General features: G+C 42.9%; 13 protein-coding genes. 5 read left to right on the plus strand and 8 right to left on the minus strand.

What is annotated here, in order from left to right; all coding sequences use genetic code 11:
- Positions 1-563 precede the first annotated feature (563 nt).
- The 3 genes from MR041_RS12380 to MR041_RS12390 form a co-directional block, all read right to left on the minus strand.
- Positions 564-1,937, minus strand: a complete 1,374-nt coding sequence (locus MR041_RS12380; RefSeq protein WP_242094382.1) for a glycoside hydrolase family 88/105 protein — start codon at positions 1,935-1,937, stop codon at positions 564-566.
- 99 nt (positions 1,938-2,036) lie between these two features.
- Positions 2,037-3,833 carry a hypothetical protein gene (locus MR041_RS12385; protein WP_242094383.1) on the minus strand — a complete coding sequence of 599 codons (1,797 nt, stop codon included), beginning with the start codon at positions 3,831-3,833 and terminating at the stop codon, positions 2,037-2,039.
- Between the two features lie 26 nt (positions 3,834-3,859).
- On the minus strand, positions 3,860-4,639 hold the full coding sequence (locus tag MR041_RS12390) for a DUF6090 family protein (protein ID WP_242094384.1): 780 nt from the start codon (positions 4,637-4,639) through the stop codon (positions 3,860-3,862).
- A 421-nt stretch (positions 4,640-5,060) separates the two neighbouring features.
- Here MR041_RS12390 and MR041_RS12395 point away from each other — a divergent pair, with 421 nt between their 5' ends.
- The gene (locus MR041_RS12395) at positions 5,061-6,296 is read left to right on the plus strand and encodes a glycoside hydrolase family protein (protein WP_242094385.1); all 1,236 of its coding nucleotides are present in this window, start codon (positions 5,061-5,063) and stop codon (positions 6,294-6,296) included.
- Between the two features lie 460 nt (positions 6,297-6,756).
- Here MR041_RS12395 and MR041_RS12400 read toward each other — a convergent pair whose 3' ends face one another.
- From MR041_RS12400 to MR041_RS12420, 5 genes are read right to left on the minus strand one after another with little or no spacing between them, the layout of a single operon-like run.
- Entirely contained in the window at positions 6,757-7,470 is a 714-nt protein-coding gene (locus tag MR041_RS12400; protein ID WP_242094386.1) for a flagellar basal body L-ring protein FlgH, read from the minus strand.
- Positions 7,470-10,757: an alpha-amylase family glycosyl hydrolase gene (locus MR041_RS12405; protein ID WP_242094387.1), complete on the minus strand. Its 3,288-nt coding sequence runs from the start codon at positions 10,755-10,757 to the stop codon at positions 7,470-7,472. Before MR041_RS12405 ends, MR041_RS12400 begins: the two co-directional genes overlap by 1 nt.
- A gap of 60 nt (positions 10,758-10,817) precedes the next feature.
- On the minus strand, positions 10,818-12,161 hold the full coding sequence (locus tag MR041_RS12410; RefSeq protein WP_242094388.1) for a SusF/SusE family carbohydrate-binding protein: 1,344 nt from the start codon (positions 12,159-12,161) through the stop codon (positions 10,818-10,820).
- An 11-nt stretch (positions 12,162-12,172) separates the two neighbouring features.
- Complete coding sequence (locus tag MR041_RS12415) at positions 12,173-13,738, minus strand: RagB/SusD family nutrient uptake outer membrane protein (RefSeq protein ID WP_242094389.1); 1,566 nt, start codon at positions 13,736-13,738, stop codon at positions 12,173-12,175.
- 11 nt (positions 13,739-13,749) lie between these two features.
- Positions 13,750-16,923: a SusC/RagA family TonB-linked outer membrane protein gene (locus MR041_RS12420; protein ID WP_242094391.1), complete on the minus strand. Its 3,174-nt coding sequence runs from the start codon at positions 16,921-16,923 to the stop codon at positions 13,750-13,752.
- A 248-nt stretch (positions 16,924-17,171) separates the two neighbouring features.
- Between MR041_RS12420 and MR041_RS12425 the strand changes: the two genes are divergently transcribed.
- From MR041_RS12425 to MR041_RS12440, 4 genes are all read left to right on the plus strand, one after another.
- Positions 17,172-18,245: a LacI family DNA-binding transcriptional regulator gene (locus MR041_RS12425; protein WP_242094393.1), complete on the plus strand. Its 1,074-nt coding sequence runs from the start codon at positions 17,172-17,174 to the stop codon at positions 18,243-18,245.
- A 133-nt stretch (positions 18,246-18,378) separates the two neighbouring features.
- On the plus strand, positions 18,379-19,899 hold the full coding sequence (locus tag MR041_RS12430; RefSeq protein WP_242094395.1) for an MFS transporter: 1,521 nt from the start codon (positions 18,379-18,381) through the stop codon (positions 19,897-19,899).
- Between the two features lie 3 nt (positions 19,900-19,902).
- Positions 19,903-20,601, plus strand: a complete 699-nt coding sequence (gene pgmB, locus MR041_RS12435; RefSeq protein ID WP_242094397.1) for a beta-phosphoglucomutase — start codon at positions 19,903-19,905, stop codon at positions 20,599-20,601.
- Complete coding sequence (locus tag MR041_RS12440; RefSeq protein WP_242094399.1) at positions 20,573-22,879, plus strand: glycoside hydrolase family 65 protein; 2,307 nt, start codon at positions 20,573-20,575, stop codon at positions 22,877-22,879. The genes pgmB and MR041_RS12440 overlap by 29 nt, the downstream gene beginning before the upstream one ends.
- The last annotated feature ends 12 nt before the right edge of the window (positions 22,880-22,891 follow it).

The following is a 22,891-nucleotide window of genomic DNA, read 5'->3' on the forward strand; positions in this document are numbered from 1 at the left end:
AAAGGCCTTAAATAATTCGTTTTATTTCAGTTTTATTGAGCTTTATTTATTGTTTGATTTGCATTAAAGACTTGACTGGCAGTCAAGAGGTCGTCGGTTCGAGCCCGATCTTCTCCACATGAACCACTGCGACAGCGGTGGTTTTTTTTATTCTAAAACGGGCGAGAAGCCTGTCCTGAGCGCGTGCCATTGAAAATGGAGCACGCAGACGAAGGGAGCCCGATCTTCTCCACATGAGCCACTGCGACAGCAGTGGTTTTTTTTTGATCTAAAACGGGCGAGAAGCCTGTCCTGAGCGCGTGCCATTGAAAAGGGAGCACGCAGACGAAGGGAGCCCGATCTTCTCCACATGAGCCACTGCCACAGCAGTGGTTTTTTTATTCTAAATCAGGCGAGTTTACCTGCCTATGGTAGGAAGCCTATCCTGAGAGGAGCCAGCCGAAAAATGGAGAGCGTTTACCCTGAGCGCAGTCAAAGTGAAGAGCGTACGATTTCTTCACCGCACGATAAAACGTTTTACAAATGAATCAAGCCGCCCGGTCCTAAGTCATATAACACTTATATCATTTACGCTTTAATTGCAGTGACGCGTCATTAATTTCAAAATCATTGTTAGTTATAAGTTCAAGGATCTCTGCTCCGGCCAAAATCGCAGGGCCATAGCCATGAGCGGCAAAGATATGGATAGGCCGATTATAATAGAATGCAGGATCGAAAGCCATACCCGTACCCACACATGTCCCCTCAACCTGCCCTTTTTCGTTCACTTTGGTTGCTACGGCATTCCAGGCCAAAAGAACCGCAGGCGAATAGGCCGTCTTATCAATAAACCCCCTGTTAATGGCGCGTGCCATGGCATAGGTATATATTGCGGTTGCGGAGGTTTCCAAATAACTATCGTTACGATCAATGAGCTGATGCCAGAATCCTGTCTGGTCCTGATACGCAGTCAATCCAGCGACATGTAATTGTAACTGCTTTAATACGGCAGCGTATCCGGAATGTGTTTCCGGAAGCACATCCAATAACTCTACGATTGCCATTATGGCCCAACCATTGGCACGGGCCCAATGGTATTGCGGGTGTACCTCCATGTCTTCACACCAGCCATGCATGTATAGGCCCTTTTCCTTTTTGAACATTCGGTTGGAAAACTGGATGACCTGTTTCACAGCATCGTCATAGTATTTTTTTTCGCCTGTAAGTTTTCCCATTTGTGCCAGTGCCGGAACACTCATAAATAAATCATCAAGCCAGAGGGTATTCGGATGCGGACGATTCCGGGCCAGGGTGCCATCGCTTAAGCGAAATTGTTTAGCACTAATGTAATCAATAAAATTATCGATATAGGGCCTTAATTGATCTCCCATTCCCATTCGGTTGAGTTTTATCATGGCGGCACAAATAGCTCCTGCATCATCCAGCGCTCCCGGATGGATGACAGAATGAACCGGAGAATCTTTGGCTTCATTAGTTGCATTATGTTGTTTAAAGTAGTTTGCCAGATGCGCAATTAAGCTCAACCGCTCTTGGGTATAATTTGTATAATTGTCATTTCCGGTTGCTTTGGCGGCATGAAGCATACCTGCATAGGTTACCCCCCATTCGTAACTGGTGAGTCTGAAGAGACCTTCAGCGAAAACAGCATGACTATTCAGTGTTTCAGGATTGCTCCATACCTCCTTTGTTCTGCTGTCCATGAGTTTTGCCGGTGTGGCTTCGTCAAGAAAGGTATATATGCGATGAATAGCTGCTTTAACACTTTCGGCTGTTGGTGCATCATAAAGTGTGGGGTAGTCGGGTTCCATGAGATGTAAAGGCTTTGTCACATCGTTAATGGGTTTATCCTGAGAGAAGGTCAGTTGCACTGTTAAGGCCAGTACCATTAAAATGATGCATTTTGACAATGTATTAATTGGGTAAAGCGGTGTTTTCATTGTGAATCGGTTTGAGTTATGCATAGTAAAGTATCAAAATAAAGTGTAATGATTTGTAAAACAGGAAGCCATAAGACTGATATCAAAACCTTATGTGCGCTATTCGATGGTCATTTTATGATGAAAAGGAGTAAATCCTGTTATGTAAACATGTACGCCATCGGTGCGTAAACTGCCCTGATGATAGGTGTACTGCTCGCTGTCTAATCTGTTAACGTTTAAATGCTCCAGTTTCCCTGGTCCCACTTTAATGCTGTCTGCGCCTGCCGAAGCTATACCATAATCCGATTGCAATAAAAAGTTTCCATCGGCATCCTTTTCTGCTCCCGAAAAGTTGCTTCCTTCTTTAAAGCACATTTCTATAGTCACCTCGATATTCGGAGGGCCGTCTACTTTAAAATCTAAATCTAATGTCCCATGGTCTTCGGTAATTTCTATAATGGTAAGTTGTTGTTTTAGATCGCTGATTCTTCTGGATTTGAAATCCATCTTATTCCAGAATCGCCGGTCTAAAGACTCTGATAATTCATAATCTCCATCTTCCCTGAGATGTTTTTGTTCAAGTGGTTGATAATAATGGGCTTCTTTAGTTTCGTTTAAAATGTATGTGTTCCCTTGTTTTTTTATACCGTCACTACTGAAATACCCCATTCTAAAAAATGATGTTGACAGGCGCATGTATTTTAATATGGCATCGCCTTTCCTGTACATTAAAAAGTTTGGATTGGATGATCGCCCCGAAACAATCCTGATGGGTTTATCATTGCCTCCAAAAAGCGTAATGGACGTATCGCCGCGTCTTATTCGTGCTAAATTTGACAGTGCAAAAAACAGTTCATAATCCGTAATGGGTTCAGGCTTAACCGTTATTTCCTGCTGAAGCATTTCATTTTCCATTAATAGCACCAGATCCCTGGATAGTATACTTTTCTTAAAGTCCGGCAGATTCTCAATAAATCTTACCATGTAGGCGAATAAGGGATTCTTTTTATAAATGGCCATATAGCGATACTGCAGATAAAATTTCGTTACCGTTCCGGTCATGAACTGATCCTGTCTTCTGGAATCCACTGATACCACATCGCCATTCGGTTCTGTATGATAATAGTAGGTTTCCAGGTTCTTACTTACTTTTTCGAGTAACTCCGGTTTATTTAGTAGTCTGGCCATTGTTATCAAAGCTTTGTTTATAACAGCCGAATAGACGCCACTGCGTTCGGAGTAATGCCCGTCTGCGTTCAAATAAACACCTTCGGCCAGCCACTGGTCAATTCGTTGTATATATTTAGGATGGGGATAGAGGGCATTTATATTGGCTAATGCGGCAGAAACCACCCATCTGTGATTTGGGGTATGCACCCCGCCTGTAACCATGGCCTCTCCGGCATTCAGAATAAAGGTTTTAAATTTATCTTCCAAAACCTGCAGTTCCTTATTCTTACTCGACCTTAACACCGCGGCCGAGGCACACATATATTCCAAAATAAATCCGGTATCGGGTGGCGATTGTCTGTTACCTCCGGCATCTAAAGTGCCATTGTCGTATTGTACCCGTAGCATGGCATCCAGAGATCGGTCGATGCGCTTGGCCACGGCTTCAGACTTGTAAAACTGGGACATATTATGGCATAAGGAGGCCACCATAATTGAAATCTCAGAACCTAAACCCCTAAAAATACTCAGTTTATGAACCCGGTCAAGGTCGTCTGTTTTTAATATGTCCGCTACTCGAATATCGTTGTTTTGAACGAACTTCTTTATCAATTCTTTATCTGAAATCATCGCATCATTAGGGTCTGAAATAGACCTGGCAAATGTCAAATTAGGTGTTAAAACACCTAATAGTGATAAACCTCCCAGTTTAATGAATTCGTCTCGGCTCAATTTAGTTCTCATAGTGCTCTAATTATTTAAATCAATTTTCAATGGGTTGCTTTAATATCCGCGATCTGATCTCGAATAGTGCTCCCCAGGTTTTGTATAATTTCCATTCCACCCAGACGGTCTTTATGAATATCCATCATATCGTATAACTTTGGATTAAGACTTTTATCTGCCCGGAATGCGGCTAAATTGTAAGTTGTAGAAAATGATTCTTCCGCTGCTCCGGAAAAATTTGAAATCATCCGTGATTCCTTGTGCTGTGATGGTATCACGCTATAATAGTTGGCAAGTTGTGAAATCAGATCGTTACTGATTTGCTGGTTTTGTTCCGAGTACATATTTAGAAATTTTATTTGGGCATAATACTCGTGTAAATTGCCTTTTAGCGTATTAGAATCCAGTAAGCTTAAAAGATCAGACATGATCAATTCTTTATAGGCATTGTCTGAGAAATGAATCACTGGTGTAAAACATGCAAATCGAAAGGCCATACCCATAATAGAATCATTTTCAATGACAGTATCCGGGTTGGCATGGGCCTGAAACAGCAATTCTGACGAATACAGAAAAAGGGTCTTTTCGGTTTGATAAACATGATTAAAGTAGATACTGTCCTGTTTGATTTCCTCCACTAAATTTTCAAGCAGGGTGATGCAACGCGACAGGTCTTTTTTTCCTTCGTTCCAGTTGTTAACGCTCAGGGCAATTAATATACCGATAACTACCAGGATAATTTCCCCAGTGGCGTAGATAAGGTATTTACTGAATTTATTTTCAGAAAGTAATCGCTGGCGTATGCTTCTAAAAAACTTAATCATAATATTATCTTGTTTTATTTTCCGCAAGCGGCTATTTCAACCAAAGGTCTTCAGGATCTTTAATTTTGCTTTGCAAAATTGTGTTTCGATAATCTAAAGAATTTAAACATGGATTAGTGGTTGGTCATAATGGATTACAATTTAAGAATAATTCAATTGTAATGCTGACCTAGATATTACCCGAAAAAAAAAAATAGTAATATGCCCTATTTTTTTGTTAATAACTCAGCTTTTAAAAGGTAATATCTAGCTAAAAGGTTGTATCCGGGGTTAAATCCATTTTAGCGAATCGATGCTGAGGGTTAAATATTTTGTTTATTTTGTTTTGTGCAAGGGTTGTAACCTTCCAGTTTGAAAGAAGAGATCAGATGGATGGGTCGGTGATCGTCAAAACAAAACATTAATTTAAAGAAATACAATTATGCATGGTTTTATGGAATGGAAGTCAACAGGGATTAAGGCCCTTTTTATGTGTTTAATGGGGATGTTGTTAAATTGTAATGGGGAGAAGGAACCTGAATTACATATAGAAGCCCTCCCTGTAGATGCTCAGGTCCACGATGATATCCTCAGGGGGCCTTCCGTTTTAAATGACCCCGATCGTTTTGTGTGGGGAGGAAGCGTCCTGAAGGGCACGGATGGAAGATACCATATGCTTTACAATACATGGGAATGTGGCGATTCGGTTCCTGAATTCACCAACTCATGGGTGCTCCACTCCAAGATTGCCTATGCCGTTTCTGATTATCCGGATAAAGAGTTTAAATTTCAAAAAATAGTGCTTCAAGGGCGCAGGTTTGAGGGCGATTCCACAGCCTGGGATGCGCAAATGGTAACCAATCCTCATGTAAAGGAATTCGACGGAAAATACTATTTGTACTATGTAGGCTCAGTCGATCCCGGAATACAGCCCATTGGATCGAAGGGAGAAAAGCTAAACAAGCGCAATCGTGTGCAACAAACGCAGAAGTTGGGGGTCATAGCATTTAAGGACTTTGACGCGCTTCTTTCAGGTGATTTTGTAAGGCCGGACCAGCCGCTGCTTTCACCCAGAACACGGGTAAAGGAAACTAATGTTGTCGATCCTTCTCCTGAAGGCACCAAACCGAAACCGGATAATATTATTGTTGTTAATCCGTCGGTAATCAGACGACCTTCGGATGGGAAGTACTTATTATATTTCAAGGGCAACTTTTATGACCCACATTGGAGAGGCGTTCATGGCGTTGCGATAGCGGACACACCCAATGGGCCATTTACGGCAACAGACCACTTTGTGTTTGATATACGAAATGCCGATGGTACCATTGCCAATGGTGAAGATCCTTATGTGTGGTATCATCATGGGCATCAAAAATTTTATGTGGTCCTTAAAGACTTTACCGGAAAAATAACATTCAATAAACCGGGTCTTGCACTTCTGGAATCGGTTGATGGCATTGCATGGACAAAACCGAATAATTCCTTTTTCATGAAGAAGGAAGTCGTTCTTAAAAACGGGGATACCATTAAAATGAACAGATTGGAACGGCCACAACTTTTAGTAGATCAAAATGGTGATCCACGGGTTTTATATTGTGCAGGATCCATAGTCGACATCAATCCCCGAAAAGATGGCGCATCGTTTAATGTGCAGATTCCTCTAAAGGCGAAATAAGGTAGTACACCAGCAGGGTGTTTGTATCCATTGAAGTCTCAATCCGCAATCCTAATGCTATCTGCAGGCAGATCTCAATTTATTTCCAGTTTTGTTTTTGAAATTCCTTAAGCAGGATGTCTCAAAATTGTCCTGTGAATTTTTGAAATTCACAGGACAATTTCAAAAATTCACAGGACAATTTCTACCATTTATGCCTACTAAATTTTTAAAACATACGGATGATCAATTGTTTCTGTGCTTAGGGCTTTGGAAGGATCTGATTGGAAGTAACTATGTTTATCATCCGGGCTATGTTTTGGTAATATGAACCTGGCTCTGCTCTCAAAGCGATTCATTTTATTATTCGACATCAGAACCGCAAAAAAAACACCTGCCAATAGACAGGTGTAAATTCTCAAAAACGAAACGATACAATTGAGGTTGTTGACTAACTCAAATTATAATATTCAAAATCGTATTAATTCACTTTAAATTCAAAAATGGGCGAGCTGGAACTATGACCTTCGTTATCATGTGTAAGCACTTGCCAGTAATAGGTCGTACCAGAGGTCACATCGACCTCCAACTCCGTAGCGCTCAAATTGGTGGCCTCGGTGTTGGTCGGGGGACTGGTTGTTCCAAATAGGACATCGTATCCCGTAATGTCATTATCGACATCGCTACCTTCCCATTCCAATAAGGTGTTTGGTGATGCCGAGGGCAAAGACATCCCCATTTGCGGCGCTACCAGCTCAGCCGGGAAAGGGGCATAAGACGAGGTCGCCGGGCCTGCGTTATAAAATTTCCAGGTGGCACTCTGTGTGGTTTCCGTCCCGGAATTTCTGGAAACAATATACCATGAATAGGGTGTGGCCCTGAGCAGGGTGACGTTTAATTGCGAATCGGACGTGGTGAACTGTGCGGTGGACTGGGTCTTCAAATTCTTAACAACGAGCTGATACGATGTTGTATTCGTAGCGTCATTCCAATTGAACAGCACATCACTTTCGGTATCGGTTATATTGGTACCTTCCGTGCATTCCGAATTCTCATTTGGGAACACAAGTGTGGCTGCTCCCGGCGGATCGACTTCCACCGGACCCGGATCGGGATTCGGATCATCACTTCCCCCGCTACATCCAGATAAGATGGCGGCACATATAATGTAGAAAATAGAATATATGGTTTTCATCACTGTTTTACAATTTTTAAACTTTGAGTATTCTTGGCACCGGAGACGTTCAATACATAGATCCCCTTGGAAAAACGCGACATATTAATGCTAACGTAACCTTCATTTTGTGTGGTTTGATACACTAACTTACCCAAGGCCGTATACAAGCGAATGGTATGTTCTGAGGTAGCATCCCCGAGGTAAACCTTTAAAATGTCCCTAACCGGATTCGGATAGGCACTGACAGTATCTCCAAAATATAAGGTATCCTCAAAAGCCCCCTGACATACTTTATCTCCGGTGACCTTTAAGCTATTACTCCCAGATCGCAAAACTAAGGAGATCTGAGAATCTGAGGTTGTAATCGTTGTCCCGTTTAAGTCAATACGGTAAATGGAACTACCACTCAAGTTTAAGGATACCGTGCCTTTGGTCTTATCTACCTTCGACTGCACTGCAAGGTCTTCAGGCTCTGTTATACTGATATCAAAGCACTGCTCGAAATCGGGTTGTCCGTCGACCGTAATACACAGGGTATAGTCTCCGGCTTCTAAAGTCATGTTGCTATATGTGGATGTAAAGTTCTCTTGAATGGTCATGCCATTACCTGTAATAACAACCTGATAGTTTAAGGTAGTTACGGCTGTAATAGAAACCCCTCCATTATTACTGCTGCGACAGGTTTCGTTGAATATTTGTAAAGCAAAGTTGTTGGATGGTAAGCTGAAAATTTCACAACCGCTCGAATTGACTGTTGCTCCCAATGGCGTGTTGGCGCAGGTATCGTTTGGATTGCTTACACCATCACTATCCAGATCATCAGGATCGATAAATGGTTTATCGCCATAGATCACGTAAACCCCGGGGGCTAAGGTAATGGGATCTGTTACACTGGTAATCTCGACAGGATGGTTTCTGTCCATCAGGTCGTACCAGGTACCTGTTTGTTGAAAATTCGGGGTGATGCTCGCATCGGAGGTCCCAAAATTCCCGATAATCGTCACATGCTTGATCTCATCCCCGGTGGCACTGTCAAGCGTGAGATGAATCGTTTTAAGAGGATTCGCCAGATCAATACTGAAATCTGTAGTTTTAAAAACAGGGGCTTCCAACTTTAATTTAAGGAGTTTAGACCAGGTCTCATAGACTGCTCTGCGCTTCACGTCGTCGTAGTATTCCCAGAGTATGGGTTTTTCACCGGTTCGTCCGTTAAAATCGATATCAATATCGTAACCTAATTCTCCAAACTGCCATATCATTTTTGGTCCCGGAACTGTAAAGAAGAACGCCCCTGCCGACTTTAACAACTCAAGTGAGGCATCGATATTGCTCACGCCATACATCAGGCGCTGTTGGTCGTGGCTCTCCATATAGGAAACCGCCGAAGGGCCATCAAATCCCTTCACTTTATAGGAGACATCGGAAATATTACTGTTACCACCCTTAACCAGTGCCGCGTAGCGTTCGTCCAGTCGGTTCCAGAACATAATCCCTTTACCTTCATCGGCACGGTAATCGGCCCATTGTTTTTCCTCCTCGATGCCGCCTAAATGCTCAAAGATAATATAGAAATCAGGATCTACTTCCCACTGGTAATCGGCATATTCTTTTAGAACCGCAATTCGGTCCTCTTGCAAACCGTTGGTACAGCCTTCATCATTCGTACAGTTTTGGGTAAAGCCTTTGGTTAAATCCCATCGGAATCCATCGATATGATATTCCTCCATCCAATACTTTACGGTGCGTTCCACATAGTATTTGGTCGCATCCGACTGATGGTTAAAATCATTGAAAAAAGCATAGGCATGTGTGGCCGTTTGATTGAAAAACGGATTATCGGCGGCGGGTTGTCCCTGATAACCACCGTTGTCGGTATTCCACATGCGATAAAAGGGATGTTGTCCAGTGGCATGGTTATAAACCACATCTACGATTACAGCCATACCGCGTTTATGGCATTCATCGATAAGTTGTTTGAAGGCGGTTGGTGTTCCGTAATATTTATCCAGGGCCATATGAAATGATGGGTTATAGCCCCAGCTCAAATTGCCGTCAAATTCGTTGAGTGGCATGAATTCTATGGCATTAACCCCCAGGGTTTCGAGATAATCCAGCCGGGCCTTGACCGCATCAAAACTATGCAACTCATCGAAATCTCTGATGAGCAATTCATAGATGACCAGATCCGTTTTCTCCGGACGTTGAAAATTGGTGACTTCCCAATTATATGGCGTATCGCCCGTTCTTAACAAGGTTACGGCATGGTTTGTTAAACCTGTGGGATAGGCGGGTAAATCCGGATAGGTAACAGCGTCGATATACTGGTCGTTCGTCTCTGCTAAAATGGTTGTGGAATAGGGGTCTGCCACACGAATAGCTGAATCGACAAGATACTGGTACATATGATTGGACTGCGGGGTGAGTCCAGTGAGTTCAATCCAGAACCGATCACGCGCTGTGTCCTTATTCATCAAATAGGCAGCGTCTTCGGTCCAGTTATTAAAATCGCCAATAACATGAACGGTTGTTTTTCCCGGAGCATAGAGTACCAATGTCCCTCTGGTCGGGTCGTCGGGGTCTGCATTAAATCCGTCCAGCATCCCGTCAGGCACAGGGAACAGGGGTGTTATGCGACCTTTAAATGAGGCACTTAGAACAACGTTTCCGTCATTTGCTTCAAGTACAAAATCGGTGTCTTCGTTTAAGATATAATCATAGCTGTATGTGGTTGTTCCTAATGCTGTATCTATTTCATTCCCATTGGCCTTTAGAGAAAAATTTGACGTAAAGGTGGTAGTGGCCGAAATGGTTATGGTGGTTCCCGCATCAACGATAGTGACATTATCGACGGGCGCCGTTAGAGTGAGTTCGTTGGTTGCAGGATACAGGAACTTATCGTTCGATTTTTTTTCTCCGGAACCGGTGTCCGAACCATTTTTTGCCTTTACCAATACGCCCATACGCGATATATCCGTTGTGCCGTAAAACGTGCTCGGGGTTAATGTAATACTATAGGTGCCATCGCCATTATTGGTTAATTTCTGGGATTCATCGGAATTGGTCCACGACCCATTCGTGGGTGAATCCGCACCAAATGCACCACTTAAATCATAATACCAGGCCCAAAGATAAATATTATCCGGTTCATTGGCATTCCATAGCGTCGGATCGACATTAGAGAAGGTTATCGTAATTTCTTCGGTGACCACAAAGGATGCAGGTGTTGTGCTTACATCGACGTTTTGAACCTGGCCATACCCAAAGAACGAAATACAACCGAGAATTAGGAGTAATAGTCTTTTCACTTGTTTAGGGTTTAAAAAAGGGCAGAATGAATCTGCCCTTCTAACTATTAGAGTTCTTATTTATTGCACTTGGTTAAGTGCGTAGCTACCGTCAGCTAAATTCAGTTTCACACGATAAGCACCAGCAGTAACTGCAATGTTATCGCCACCTGCATCCAGGGTCCCGTCGGCTCCTGTATCGCCATAATTTGTGTCCCAGGCATTATTTACCCTAAATTTAATTTCACCGTCTACCAGGGTTACAATATCGCCTTCGTATTCATCCGGACGCACCTGAGTAATACTAAAATCAGGACCTGCACCACCCCAATCGTTATAACCCGATCCAACAATACCTAATACATTGGCGGCTTCCATGGTAAAGGAATTGGCGTTAAAGTCCAGGGTAATGTTATAGTAACCTGCAGTAGAGGCAATGTTGTCTCCGCCGGCATCCAGGGTACCATCTGCACCGGTATCACCAAAATTGGTACCCCAGTCGTTATTCAATCTGAACTTAATCTCTCCGTTCAATAACTGTACGCTTACCTTAAAGGTGTCTGTGGAATAATCATAATAGAATTTTGCATCTGGACCTGCACCACCCCAGTCGTTATATCCGGATCCTACAACCCCCCAAGAATAAGGATCTATAGTATAGGTGTTATCGTTGGTGTTGAAGGTAATCTTATAGGTTCCTGCAGTGACGGCGATATTATCTCCACCCGCATCTAATACACCATCATTACCTGTATCACCGAAGTTGTTGGCCCAGTCGTTATTTTCTCTGAATTTGATTTCACCATCAACCAAGGTTACATAGGCTGCTAAAATACCAGCGTCTGCAGTGGTATAGAATGGAGAATCTTCAAAGGCACCCCAGTTGTTATAACCAGATCCGACAACACCCCATGATGATATTTCAAAGGCACCACCACCAACTATTATTTCAGGGATGGTTATGTTAAGTTCCTGCACTCCGGAATAGGTTTCCAGTCCCTCCGTTCCTACAAAGGCCTTTAACCTAAAGTACAATTTACCCATGTTGGGTTCCGGGGTATCCGGATCGTCGTCAAGGCCGGCAGCTGTTGCAAAGGCCAACATCTGTCCTATGGTTACGGCCAATTCATTTCCGTCGGTGGTTCCTACGGTCGTGGCATCGGTAAAATCGCCAAGAATGGAATTCTCAAGTTCGTATGACACATTGGTAGGTACACCGAAATAGGCATCCTCCCAGGTAAAGCGCTCACCGAGGTTTCCTGAGGCATTTTTGTTCAATATATATTCTTCCGAAAAACTGTTCGAAAAACTAACGCCTTCTACAGGCTCTACAGCTGTGAACACGAGATCGTCCTCCTGATCACAGGAATTAAAGCTTAATAAAGCGATAATTAAAAGCGATAAATATGTTATATTTTTTTTCATTGTATTGATTTTTAATATCCTGGATTTTGACTTAAGTTGGGGTTGGCTTGTAAGGCCGACGATGGAATAGGGTACAATTTATAGGTATCCGATATGGCAACGCCATCTCTTACCCCGCCTTTCCAAGGCCAGAGGTAAGAACTCCCGGTAAACATGTTGAAACGAATTAAATCGGTTCTTCGATGTCCTTCCAAGTTGAGTTCCCTTCCGCGTTCGTCTATGATAAAGCGTTCCGTGAGATCACTCTGTGTGATACTGCCGGCATTCGATCGGTTACGAACGGCATTCACATATTGTACCGCCGTATTCATATCGGTTCCCGAGGCGCCTCGAACTGCACATTCGGCGTACATCAGATAGGCATCCGCCAATCTGAAAAGCGGGAAATCGGTACCGGAGAAACTGGTTGGAGTAGATCCTCCTGAAAAATTGGAGTTTCTAAATTTAATGGAAGGATAACCATCAGTCCATGTCTTGTAGTCCTCCATTTCGTAGTTATGTCCTTCCGTCCAGAAGAGTTTCGCACGATCGTCGGGCGAGGTGTCTAAATCACCAAACAGGCCATACCAGGCTTTGCTGGATCGGTGTCCGCCCCATCCCTCGGTGGCTCCAAATTCGGCCAAAGGCATGGTAGCAGAATTGAGACTGCCATTCACGATATAGGTGGTGTTCCCGAAACTCTGACTTACCGTAGCATCGGCAATTAATGGAAATATAATCTCCGGAGAGGTATTGTTGTCTCCTGAAAATATACTTACAAAATTAGGTGCCAGGGAATAATTACCACTGGTAATCACTTTGTTGGCATACTCTGCCGCTTTTTGATAATATTCATCTTCAGAATAATATTCGTTTCCGTTATAAACTTTGCCGTTTAGATATAATTTCGCCAACAACATTTGCACAGCTCCTTTCGTTGCACGGCCATAGGTGTTTGTTTCCGGAATAAGCGGTTCAATATCCAACAACTCTCCTTCAACATATTTAAATAGATCAACACGTTTTACTTCAGGAAGGGATTCCGTCTGACCGTAGTTCTCTTCGGTAGCTAACACCCCTTTTCCAAAGACATCAATAAGATAGTAATAGGCCAGTGCCCTGATAAAGCGGACTTCTGAAATGATGCCTTCCTTGTTTTCCACATCCACATTGGGTAAAATGGATAACAGGTTGTTACACTGTGGAACCGTAAAATAGATTCTGTTGTACAAATACCTGAAGAATTTATTTTCAGGGGTCCAGTCGCTGGTTGTTGTCAATTGGTCCAGACCATTATCGCCCCAACGGTTCTTCATGGCATCCGCCGCGAAATCCTGAAGGTTGATAATCCCTCGTAAGAAGGGCGATTCACCCGCGTCGTCACTAATATCGGAGCTACCTGAGCCCTGAGCACCGGACAACGCAAAGGATCCGTAAAGTCGGGATAAAATACCTTCTACAGCATCCGGATCTTGTTGCAAAAGCTCATCAAGCGATAGCTCGATTAAAGGTTCTGTATCTAAATCGCTGGTACAACTTATATTAAAGGTACTGACAACGAATAGCACAAGACATAAAGTTAATATGTTATTTTTCATAGTCATTTTGTTTAAAAATCAATAGTTACACCCAAATTATAGATCGTTGCCCGTGGATAGAAGGTTTTATCTATACCTGCAAAGTTCTCAGGATCCTGTCCTGAATAATTGGTAATTAAGAACGGATTGTTAACAGCCCCAAAAACACGTAACGTTGCATTTTTAATGACGTCATTAAGGGTGTGTGCCAAAACAATGTTCTCACATCTTAAAAAGGAGGCTCCTTCAATAAAATAATCGGAATACTGAACAGGGTCAGCAATTCTGGTAAATACCGGATTGGCTGCACCCGTATAGAAATTCAACTGGTTAAACAGGGAGTTCCCATCTAAGGATGTTGCTCCTTGAATGGTACCTTGTGACAATCTTCTGGAATTATAAATGTAACCGTCTAACTGTCCTCTAAGACTTGAACTGAGTTCCCAGTTTTTATAATTGAAGGTAAATCCAAAACCGAAGGTCCAATTGGGCTGCATCGCTTTAAAATAACGGTCCTCGTCGGTTATTCTTCCATCCCCGTTTAAATCTACAAAAGAACCTAAAATAGGATCCCCGTTTGTATCATAGACCTGTTTCAAAACCCAGGCCGATCCGGCTTGTTCGCCAACAGCGTGACGCAACAGGAAGTTACCGGTTCCAATGTCTAATCGGGCTTCATCCGTATTTACGGTGATTCTTTCCACGCCTTTTAAATCCTTCACTTCGGTAATATTATAGGATAGGTTGCCGTTCAGGGACAGGTTAACAACGTCATTCTGAATCGGATTCAGGTTGAGGTTTAATTCGAAACCTTTGCTTTCCGTTTCACCTACATTTTGAATTACCTGGTCACTCAGGGCCTGTCCCGGAGGAACCCCTGTCAACACCAATAAATCGGTAGTTTCCCTGTAAAATATATCGAACGATCCGGATAATATACTTCGATTGAAGAAGTCGAAATCGACCCCGGCATTATAAGTAGATGTTTTCTCCCAGGTTAAATCCGGGTTGAACTCGAGTGCATTGTAGAGGTTGACTCCACTAATGTATTGACTCTGTTGAGACCCGATCTCGAATAGCGGGATGGAGGGGTAAAATCCAACCTGTCCGGATACATCCTGCTGACCGGTTTGCCCCCAGCCCAGACGAATTTTAAAATCGTTAATAAATGCTACATCCTGTAAGAAGGGTTCTTCCTTCGCTTTCCAAGCTAATGCTGCAGATGGGAAATAACCCCAACGGTTTTCTTTTGTAAAAAACGAGGAGGCATCAGCCCTGAAGGAAGCCGTTAATAAATAGCGGTTAGCTAAATTCACATTAACCCTGCCGAAAAACGATTGCAGGTTTACCTCGTTAAAATAACGGTTGTTCGGGTTATTTGGATTGATGTTTCTCACACGGTCGTTGGTTATACCGTCGTTATCCAAATCGTATTGATCCGGGTTGAGATCCGCGCTGTATGCCGGATCGCTGGTGTATTCCCTTTTGTTACCGTCATTTTTAAAGTTTTGATAAGAATACCCCGCCTGGATATCGAAATTATGAATGAAGAAGTTATCGAATTCCTTGCGGTAAGCCAAATACGATTCCATGGTCGTATTGGTGATATGCTGATTTTCTCCAAAACTTTCACCCGGTTGAAGGATATAAGTGCCATTGGGCAGTGGATTATTAGGGTCTGCGCTGCTTACCAGTGTATAACTGTTAACAGCACCTTCAGTAAAGTATTCACCTATTGTGGCACGTGAGGCTTCAACACCCAGGTTAACCACAGCTCGTAATTCAGGAAGAACGTGGAACTTATAGTCCAGCTCAATATTACCCAGTAAACGATCGACATCTTCAGGTCGTGTGCGTTGCATTAATACGGCCAGTGGATTGGTTGATCCAATTTTCTCATTGGGGGCATTCGGATCATCAGACGGTCTTAGTTGCTGATAATACCCGCCAAAAATGGAGTTGGCATCGTAAATGGGTTTAGTAGGATCCATAGATACGGCACCACCAATAGCGCCACCTTCATCAACAGAATTCTTTTGAACGGAAGTGCTTTTTGCATTGATATCAACCTTTAAATGATCATCAAAAAACTTTGGCGAAATTCTCACCGATGCGGTAATTCTTTCATAGTCATTGGTTTTTACAACCCCTTCGGTCTCGTTATATCCGATCGACGCCCGGAAGGGAATCTTTTCAAATAGATTAGCCCGTACGCCAAAGTTATAATCTTTGGTCACGGCTGTCCTGTAAATGGCATCCTGCCAGTCGGTATTGTAAATCGCCCGATTACCACTCGGGGTGGAAATAATCCTGGCCACTTCTTCGTTGGTAACTGCAGACCCCACCGGTACACCTAAGGCATTCAGACTATCGGGCAGGTAGGTTTCTACGAACCTGACAAAGGTACTGCCATCCATAACCTCAATTTGGTTTCTGGTACTTATACTGCTTAAGGAAGTCCTCGCAGAAAAGTTAAATTTGGCTTCACCTGAAGTTCCTTTTTTGGTCGTAATGATGAGTACCCCATTGGATGCCCTCGACCCGTAAATAGCAGTGGCAGATGCATCTTTGAGCACACTGAAACTTTCAATATCATTCGGGTTAATTAGGCTCAAAGGGTTGCCTACACCGGCAATTCCGCCATTGTCCAAAGGAACACCATCGATCACGATAAGCGGTGAATTGTTTCCGGATAAGGAAGAACCGCCCCTGATGCGGATATTGGGAGCTGCATCCGGTTGTCCTCCATCGTTTGTAATCCGTACACCGGCGGCCTTACCGACCAGTAGCTGATCCGGAGATACCACGGCACCTTGATTAAAGTCGTCTGATGAGATCACATCGACAGACCCTGTTAAATCTTCTTTCTTTACGGAACCATATCCAATAATTACAATTTCATCAAGCTGTGCTGCATCTTCCATGAGCATCACGTCTATCGTGGCCTGACCTGAAAACGTAATTTCCTGGGATTGATATCCGACATAAGAAAATAAAATAACATCGCCCTCATTGACTTCCAGCTGGTAATTACCATCGAAATCGGTGGCCGTCCCTGTAGTGGTTCCTTTTACCAATACGTTGACGCCAGGAAGTGGTATAGAGGTCGATTGTTCGATTACTGTTCCTGTTACTATGGTTTGACCCATTACTAAAAGGGGTGCAAACAGCAGGAAAAACAGCAAACTTCTAGTAGTTGTTTTCATACGAGTTAGTTTAAAATGTCTTTTAAATAGTCCGTTTATATTCTCACTTCTCAGGTCAAACTTATGTAAAGAAAATGTTAAAAAATAATTAACAATTACGAAATATTTAGCGAAAACGTTTTCGTGTTGAAAAGTTTTTTATATATGAGCTGAATACTGATAATTCCGTATAATTTTTTAGATTTTAAATATGCTAAAGGCCTATGTCATTTTCTTAAGAATTAGTATTTTAGACCTAACGGGTTCGCATGAAAAGAAAAATCACATTAAAGCAGATTGCCAAGGAGTTAGATGTCTCTGTTTCGACCGTGTCAAAGGCCTTAAGCGGGAGTAAGGAAATAAGCGAAGATACCACCCAAAAGATTCAGGCCTTCGCCAAGCTCTATAATTACCGGCCCAACAATATTGCGTTGAGCCTAAAGAACAGAAAAACCAAAACCATTGGGATTCTGATTCCGGAGATTGTCCATCATTTTTTCTCTACTGTGATCCGCGGTATTGAACGCATTGCCAACAGACGGGGGTACAATGTTATCGTCGGGTTGTCAAATGAGTCCTTTACCAAGGAAATTATCAATATGGAAATGCTCGCCAATGGCAGTATTGACGGGTTTATTTTATCCATTTCCAAGGAAACCCTTTTGAAACAGGACTACCACCATTTCAATGCCACCATTAACCAGGGCATTCCTATTGTGATGTTTGATCGTGTTGTCAATGAAGTGGAATGCGATAAAGTGATTGTTGACGATTTTAACGGTGCTGTAAAGGCGGTGAAGATGCTTCTGGATAAAGGGTGTAAACATATTGCACTCATTACAACAGTCGACTATGTAAGTGTGGGTCGTCTGCGTACACAAGGCTATCTAGAAGCGCTGCAGTTAAACAAAATTGAGGCGGATCCGCAGTTGATTCTCAAGATAGAAGATAGTCTGAATGTAGATAACCACCTCGAGGATCTGGAAAGCGAAATAGAACATTTCTTTAAGTTGAATCCTGCTATTGATGGGGTCTTTGCAGTGAATGAATTGTATGCTGTCACCGCCATGAAGGTAGCCCGAAAATTAGGCCGATCCATTCCCGACGATGTACAGGTCATTGGATTTACCGACGGGGTATTGTCTAAACATGCCACACCCAGTCTGTCTACGGTGAGTCAGCATGGTCAGAAAATAGGGGAGCAGGCGGCTAATCTGTTGATTGACAGGCTTGAAGCCATAGAGACTGAATCTACGCAATACCTGGGAAGTGCCGATTCAAAATCGGATTTTATAAAGGTGGTCATAGAGACCGAAATTATTGAGAGAGAATCGACGAAATAAATTTTTATTTGGATATAACAAAATTTCTTTTATATCTTTGACCCGATCGAAACTTATATTTTCACTTCTCTCATATAAGTTTTGATAAGTAGACATCGCTTATCAAATAGTATTCATCTAAATATACTATTTCATGGAAAAGCGTAAATTAAGTTTCTGGGAAATCTGGAATATGAGTTTTGGTTTTCTCGGAATACAATTTGGTTTTGCTCTGCAAAATGCCAACACTTCCAGAATTTTTGAAACCCTTGGGGCACAGGTCGAGGATATTCCTATTCTCTGGATTGCTGCACCGGTAACCGGTTTGGTTGTACAACCCATAGTGGGCTACTTTAGTGACAGAACCTGGACGCGTCTGGGCAGACGAAGACCATACTTTTTGGTGGGCGCCATACTGGCCTCGTTGGCCCTGTGCTTTATGCCCAATTCCCCTTCCCTTTGGATTGCTGCCGGAATGCTGTGGATGATGGATGCCTCCATCAATATTTCCATGGAACCCTTTAGAGCCTTTGTTGGCGACAATCTGCCGGCAGATCAGCGTACTTTGGGATTCGCAATGCAAAGTTTCTTTATAGGTGTAGGTGCCGTAGTTGGATCTATGATGCCCTACGTATTTACCAATTGGCTTGGAATCAGTAACACAGCACCTGAAGGGGTCATACCAGATTCGGTAAAATGGTCCTTTTATCTCGGGGCTGCCGTGTTTTTTATTACGGTACTATGGACAGTGCTGCGTTCCAGGGAATATTCACCAGAGGAAATGGAGGCCTTTGAAGCGCATAGTGCTACCGAAACCGTAGCCATGACACCCGAAGAAAATCTGAGAAGAATTGCAAAATTAAAACACTATGGTTTGGTGATGACCCTTTTAGGGGCCATTCTTTCCGCAGGGTTGCTATATCTGGATCTGGAAAAAGAATTGTATGTCCTGGCCGTCGGTATCCTTGTTGTAGGACTCCTGTTTGTATTGGCTTCGATAGTCAGAAAAGCAAAGGGGCGCATTGGTTTTGTGATCATTATGACCGATTTATTGTACATGCCTAAAACCATGATGCAACTGGCCTCAGTTCAGTTTTTTTCCTGGTTCGCCTTGTTCTCTATGTGGATTTACACGACACAGGCGGTAACGAGTCATATTTATGGCACCTCCGATGTAACATCGAAATTATATAACGACGGTGCCGATTGGGTCACGGTGTTATTTGCGGTTTATAACGGGGTGGCTGCCCTGGTCGCTTTTGTATTACCGGTGATCGCTAAGAAGACCAGTAGAAAAATAACCCACCTCATCGCCCTGGTTGCCGGTGGATTGGGATTGATTTCAGTATACTTTATCACATCACCACAGTTGTTGATGCTTTCCATGTTAGGTGTTGGTGTGGCTTGGGCCAGTATTCTCTCTATACCCTATGCTATGCTGACAGGCGCGTTGCCGTCGAATAAAATGGGCTATTATATGGGGGTGTTTAACTTCTTTATAGTGATTCCTCAGATGGTGGCAGCTACCATTTTAGGGTTCATCGTTTCAAATTTCTTTAATTCACAGCCTATTTATGCCTTGATTACGGGAGGTGTATCTATGATTTTGGCTGGAATTTTGACCTTGAGAGTAGACGATAAGGCCGAATTGGACATTAAGGAAGAAAGCGCTTAGTCTATGAATAATTTAGGGGTCATATTCGATTTGGATGGTGTTATTGTGGATACTGCAAAATATCATTTTCTGGCTTGGAAAAGCCTGGCAGACGAACTTGGAATCGCCTTTACGGAAGCGCATAATGAACTGCTAAAAGGCGTAAGTCGCGAACGCTCTCTCGATATCCTTCTGGATCTTGGGAAGGTCTCCTTGTCAGACGCGAAAAGACAGGTCGTTTTAGAGCAAAAGAATAAGGCGTATTTAAATTACATCACCAAAATGGGACCTGAAGAGATATTAGCCGGTGTGGTGCAGCTTTTAGATCGGTTGGACCGCTTAGGCATTCCCTATGTCCTCGGATCGGCGAGTAAAAATGCATCGCTCATTTTAAAACAGGTCCATTTGTTGGAGCGTTTCAAGGGAATCGTTGACGGCAATAGTGTCTCTAAGGCGAAACCGGATCCCGAAGTGTTTTTACTGGGGGCAAAACTATTGGAACGTATACCCGAACACTGTATTGTATTTGAAGATGCCATAGCGGGCATCGAAGCCGCAAAAAATGCAGGTATGATGGCTGTTGGGGTGGGTGATAAAACCATCCTGAAGGCAGCAGATTATAATGTTAACAATTTAACTGAAATAAACGAAGGTTTTTTTAAAGCCTTCATCTCAGACCAAAGAACAGATACTAATGAATCAAGATTACATAAAACCAGATAATTGGTCCATCATTGAGGAGGGTTTTGATGCGAATCGCGTTAAATCGTCCGAAAGTCTATTCAGTATAGGCAATGGTGCCATGGGACAACGTGCCAACTTCGAAGAGCACTACTCGGGTCCCAGCTTTCAGGGAAGCTACGTGGCAGGGGTATATTATCCGGATAAAACCAGAGTGGGATGGTGGAAAAATGGCTATCCCGAGTATTTTGCAAAAGTTTTGAATGCCCCGAATTGGATTGGTATAAACATAATTATAAACGGTGAAACGCTGGATTTGTACAGCTGTAAAAAGGTGGCCCATTTCAGACGAGAGCTTCATATGAAGGAGGGCTGGTTATCACGCAGTTTCACCGCCACTTTGAAAAACAATACCCAGGTAGAAGTCACAACGAAACGGTTTCTGAGTTTAGAGGCCGATGAGCTCGGTGCTATTTCCTATGAGGTCAGACCACTCAACACAGACGCTACTGTCGTGATGGAGCCTTACCTGGATGCCGGAATCTCCAACGAAGACACCAACTGGGAAGATCAATTTTGGCAGATTTTAAAAGTGGATCAAAAGGATAAACAGGGGTTTATTGTGGCCAAAACAATGAAAACAGAGTTCCATGTATGCCCCTTTATGGAGTCTCAACTCTTCGCAAATAACAAGCCTCTGGATTTGTTGCCAAAGGTGGATGCCACAGATACAAAGTTGGTTTTTAGCTATACCTATAACGCCAAAAAGGGTGAAAGCGTGACCATTCATAAATTTGGAGGGTATACCTCAGACAGAAATCACAAGAACACCAAACTGGTTTGGGCAGCTCAACAGGTCTTGGGTCTGGCCAAAGCAAAAGGCTTTCAAAGGTTGCTGGAGGACCAAAAACGGGCATGGGCAGATATCTGGAGCAAATCGGATATCACTATTGATGGCGATGTAACAGCCCAGCAAGGTATTCGCTTTAATATTTTTCATCTCAATCAGACCTACCTGGGAAGAGACTCGAGATTAAATATTGGTCCCAAAGGATTTACGGGTGAGAAATATGGCGGAAGCACCTATTGGGACACCGAAGCCTATTGCATTCCCTTTTATATGACTACCAAAGACCAAAATGTAGCTCGAACACTTTTGGAATATCGGTATAACCATTTGGATAAGGCGATCGAAAATGCTGAGAAATTAGGCTTTGCAAATGGTGCGGCACTTTATCCAATGGTGACCATGAATGGTGAGGAATGTCATAACGAATGGGAAATAACCTTTGAGGAAATTCACCGGAATGGAGCGATAGCCTATGCCATGTACAACTATTGCCGTTATACAGGCGATTACAGTTACATACCGGAAAAAGGACTTGAGGTTCTTATTGCCATTTCACGATTTTGGCAACAACGGGCCTCCTATTCTCAACCCAAAAAGCAATATGTCATTTTAGGGGTAACCGGACCCAATGAATATGAGAACAATGTAAACAATAACTGGTATACCAATTATCTGGCACAATGGTGTATCAATTATACCATAGAGAACATAAAAAAAGTAGAACTTGAATACCCGGATGATTTTATCAGAATAGCAGAAAAAGTAAAACTTTCAAAAAAAGAAGTGGCACTATGGAAGGCTGTGGCAGATAATATGTATTTCCCTTATTCTGAAAAACACAAGGTCTATTTGCAGCAGGATGGTTTTTTAGACAAGGAAATGATACCGGCGGATCAATTGCCTAAATCGCAACGACCCATTAACCAAAAATGGAGTTGGGACCGCATTTTACGTTCGCCCTATATAAAGCAGGCCGACACCTTGCAGGGCTTTTATTTTTTTGAAGATCGATTTTCCCTGGAGGAGCTGGAGCGCCATTTTGACTTTTATGAGCCCTTCACGGTTCATGAAAGTTCATTATCGCCTTGCGTCCATAGTATTCAGGCTGCTAAACTGGGCCGATTGGATCAGGCCTATACCCTCTATTTAAGAACCTCCAGGTTAGATCTGGACGACTATAACCATGAGGTTCATGAAGGATTACATATTACCTCAATGGCAGGAACCTGGATGAGCATTGTTGAAGGTTTTGGAGGGATGCGTGTCAAGGATGATACCCTGTCCTTTACCCCGAGAATTCCAAAACAATGGGAGGCCTATTCATTTAAGGTCAATTTCAGAAATCATATTCTAAAAGTGAACGTGTGCCACAAGGATACCACCTTCGAGTTGGAAGGCGATAGGCCACTACAGGTGCTGGTAAACGATACTCCGGTAACAGTAAACCCCAATAGCCTGGTTACTGTTTAGTGAGTCTTGAGG

The organism is Aestuariivivens sediminicola (assembly GCF_022662015.1).
Classification (GTDB): domain Bacteria; phylum Bacteroidota; class Bacteroidia; order Flavobacteriales; family Flavobacteriaceae; genus Aestuariivivens; species Aestuariivivens sediminicola.

Excerpts from the sequence above, each read along its gene's own strand:
- MR041_RS12380 (WP_242094382.1), bottom strand. The coding sequence starts at position 1,937 with ATGAAAACACCGCTTTACCCAATTAATACATTGTCAAAATGCATCATT.
- MR041_RS12410 (WP_242094388.1), bottom strand. The coding sequence starts at position 12,161 with ATGAAAAAAAATATAACATATTTATCGCTTTTAATTATCGCTTTATTA.
- MR041_RS12430 (WP_242094395.1), top strand. The coding sequence starts at position 18,379 with ATGGAAAAGCGTAAATTAAGTTTCTGGGAAATCTGGAATATGAGTTTT.
- MR041_RS12400 (WP_242094386.1), bottom strand. The coding sequence starts at position 7,470 with ATGAAAACCATATATTCTATTTTCTACATTATATGTGCCGCCATCTTA.
- pgmB (WP_242094397.1), top strand. The coding sequence starts at position 19,903 with ATGAATAATTTAGGGGTCATATTCGATTTGGATGGTGTTATTGTGGAT.
- MR041_RS12425 (WP_242094393.1), top strand. The coding sequence starts at position 17,172 with ATGAAAAGAAAAATCACATTAAAGCAGATTGCCAAGGAGTTAGATGTC.
- MR041_RS12385 (WP_242094383.1), bottom strand. The coding sequence starts at position 3,833 with ATGAGAACTAAATTGAGCCGAGACGAATTCATTAAACTGGGAGGTTTA.
- MR041_RS12415 (WP_242094389.1), bottom strand. The coding sequence starts at position 13,738 with ATGAAAAATAACATATTAACTTTATGTCTTGTGCTATTCGTTGTCAGT.
- MR041_RS12420 (WP_242094391.1), bottom strand. The coding sequence starts at position 16,923 with ATGAAAACAACTACTAGAAGTTTGCTGTTTTTCCTGCTGTTTGCACCC.
- MR041_RS12440 (WP_242094399.1), top strand. The coding sequence starts at position 20,573 with ATGAATCAAGATTACATAAAACCAGATAATTGGTCCATCATTGAGGAG.
- MR041_RS12390 (WP_242094384.1), bottom strand. The coding sequence starts at position 4,639 with ATGATTAAGTTTTTTAGAAGCATACGCCAGCGATTACTTTCTGAAAAT.
- MR041_RS12395 (WP_242094385.1), top strand. The coding sequence starts at position 5,061 with ATGCATGGTTTTATGGAATGGAAGTCAACAGGGATTAAGGCCCTTTTT.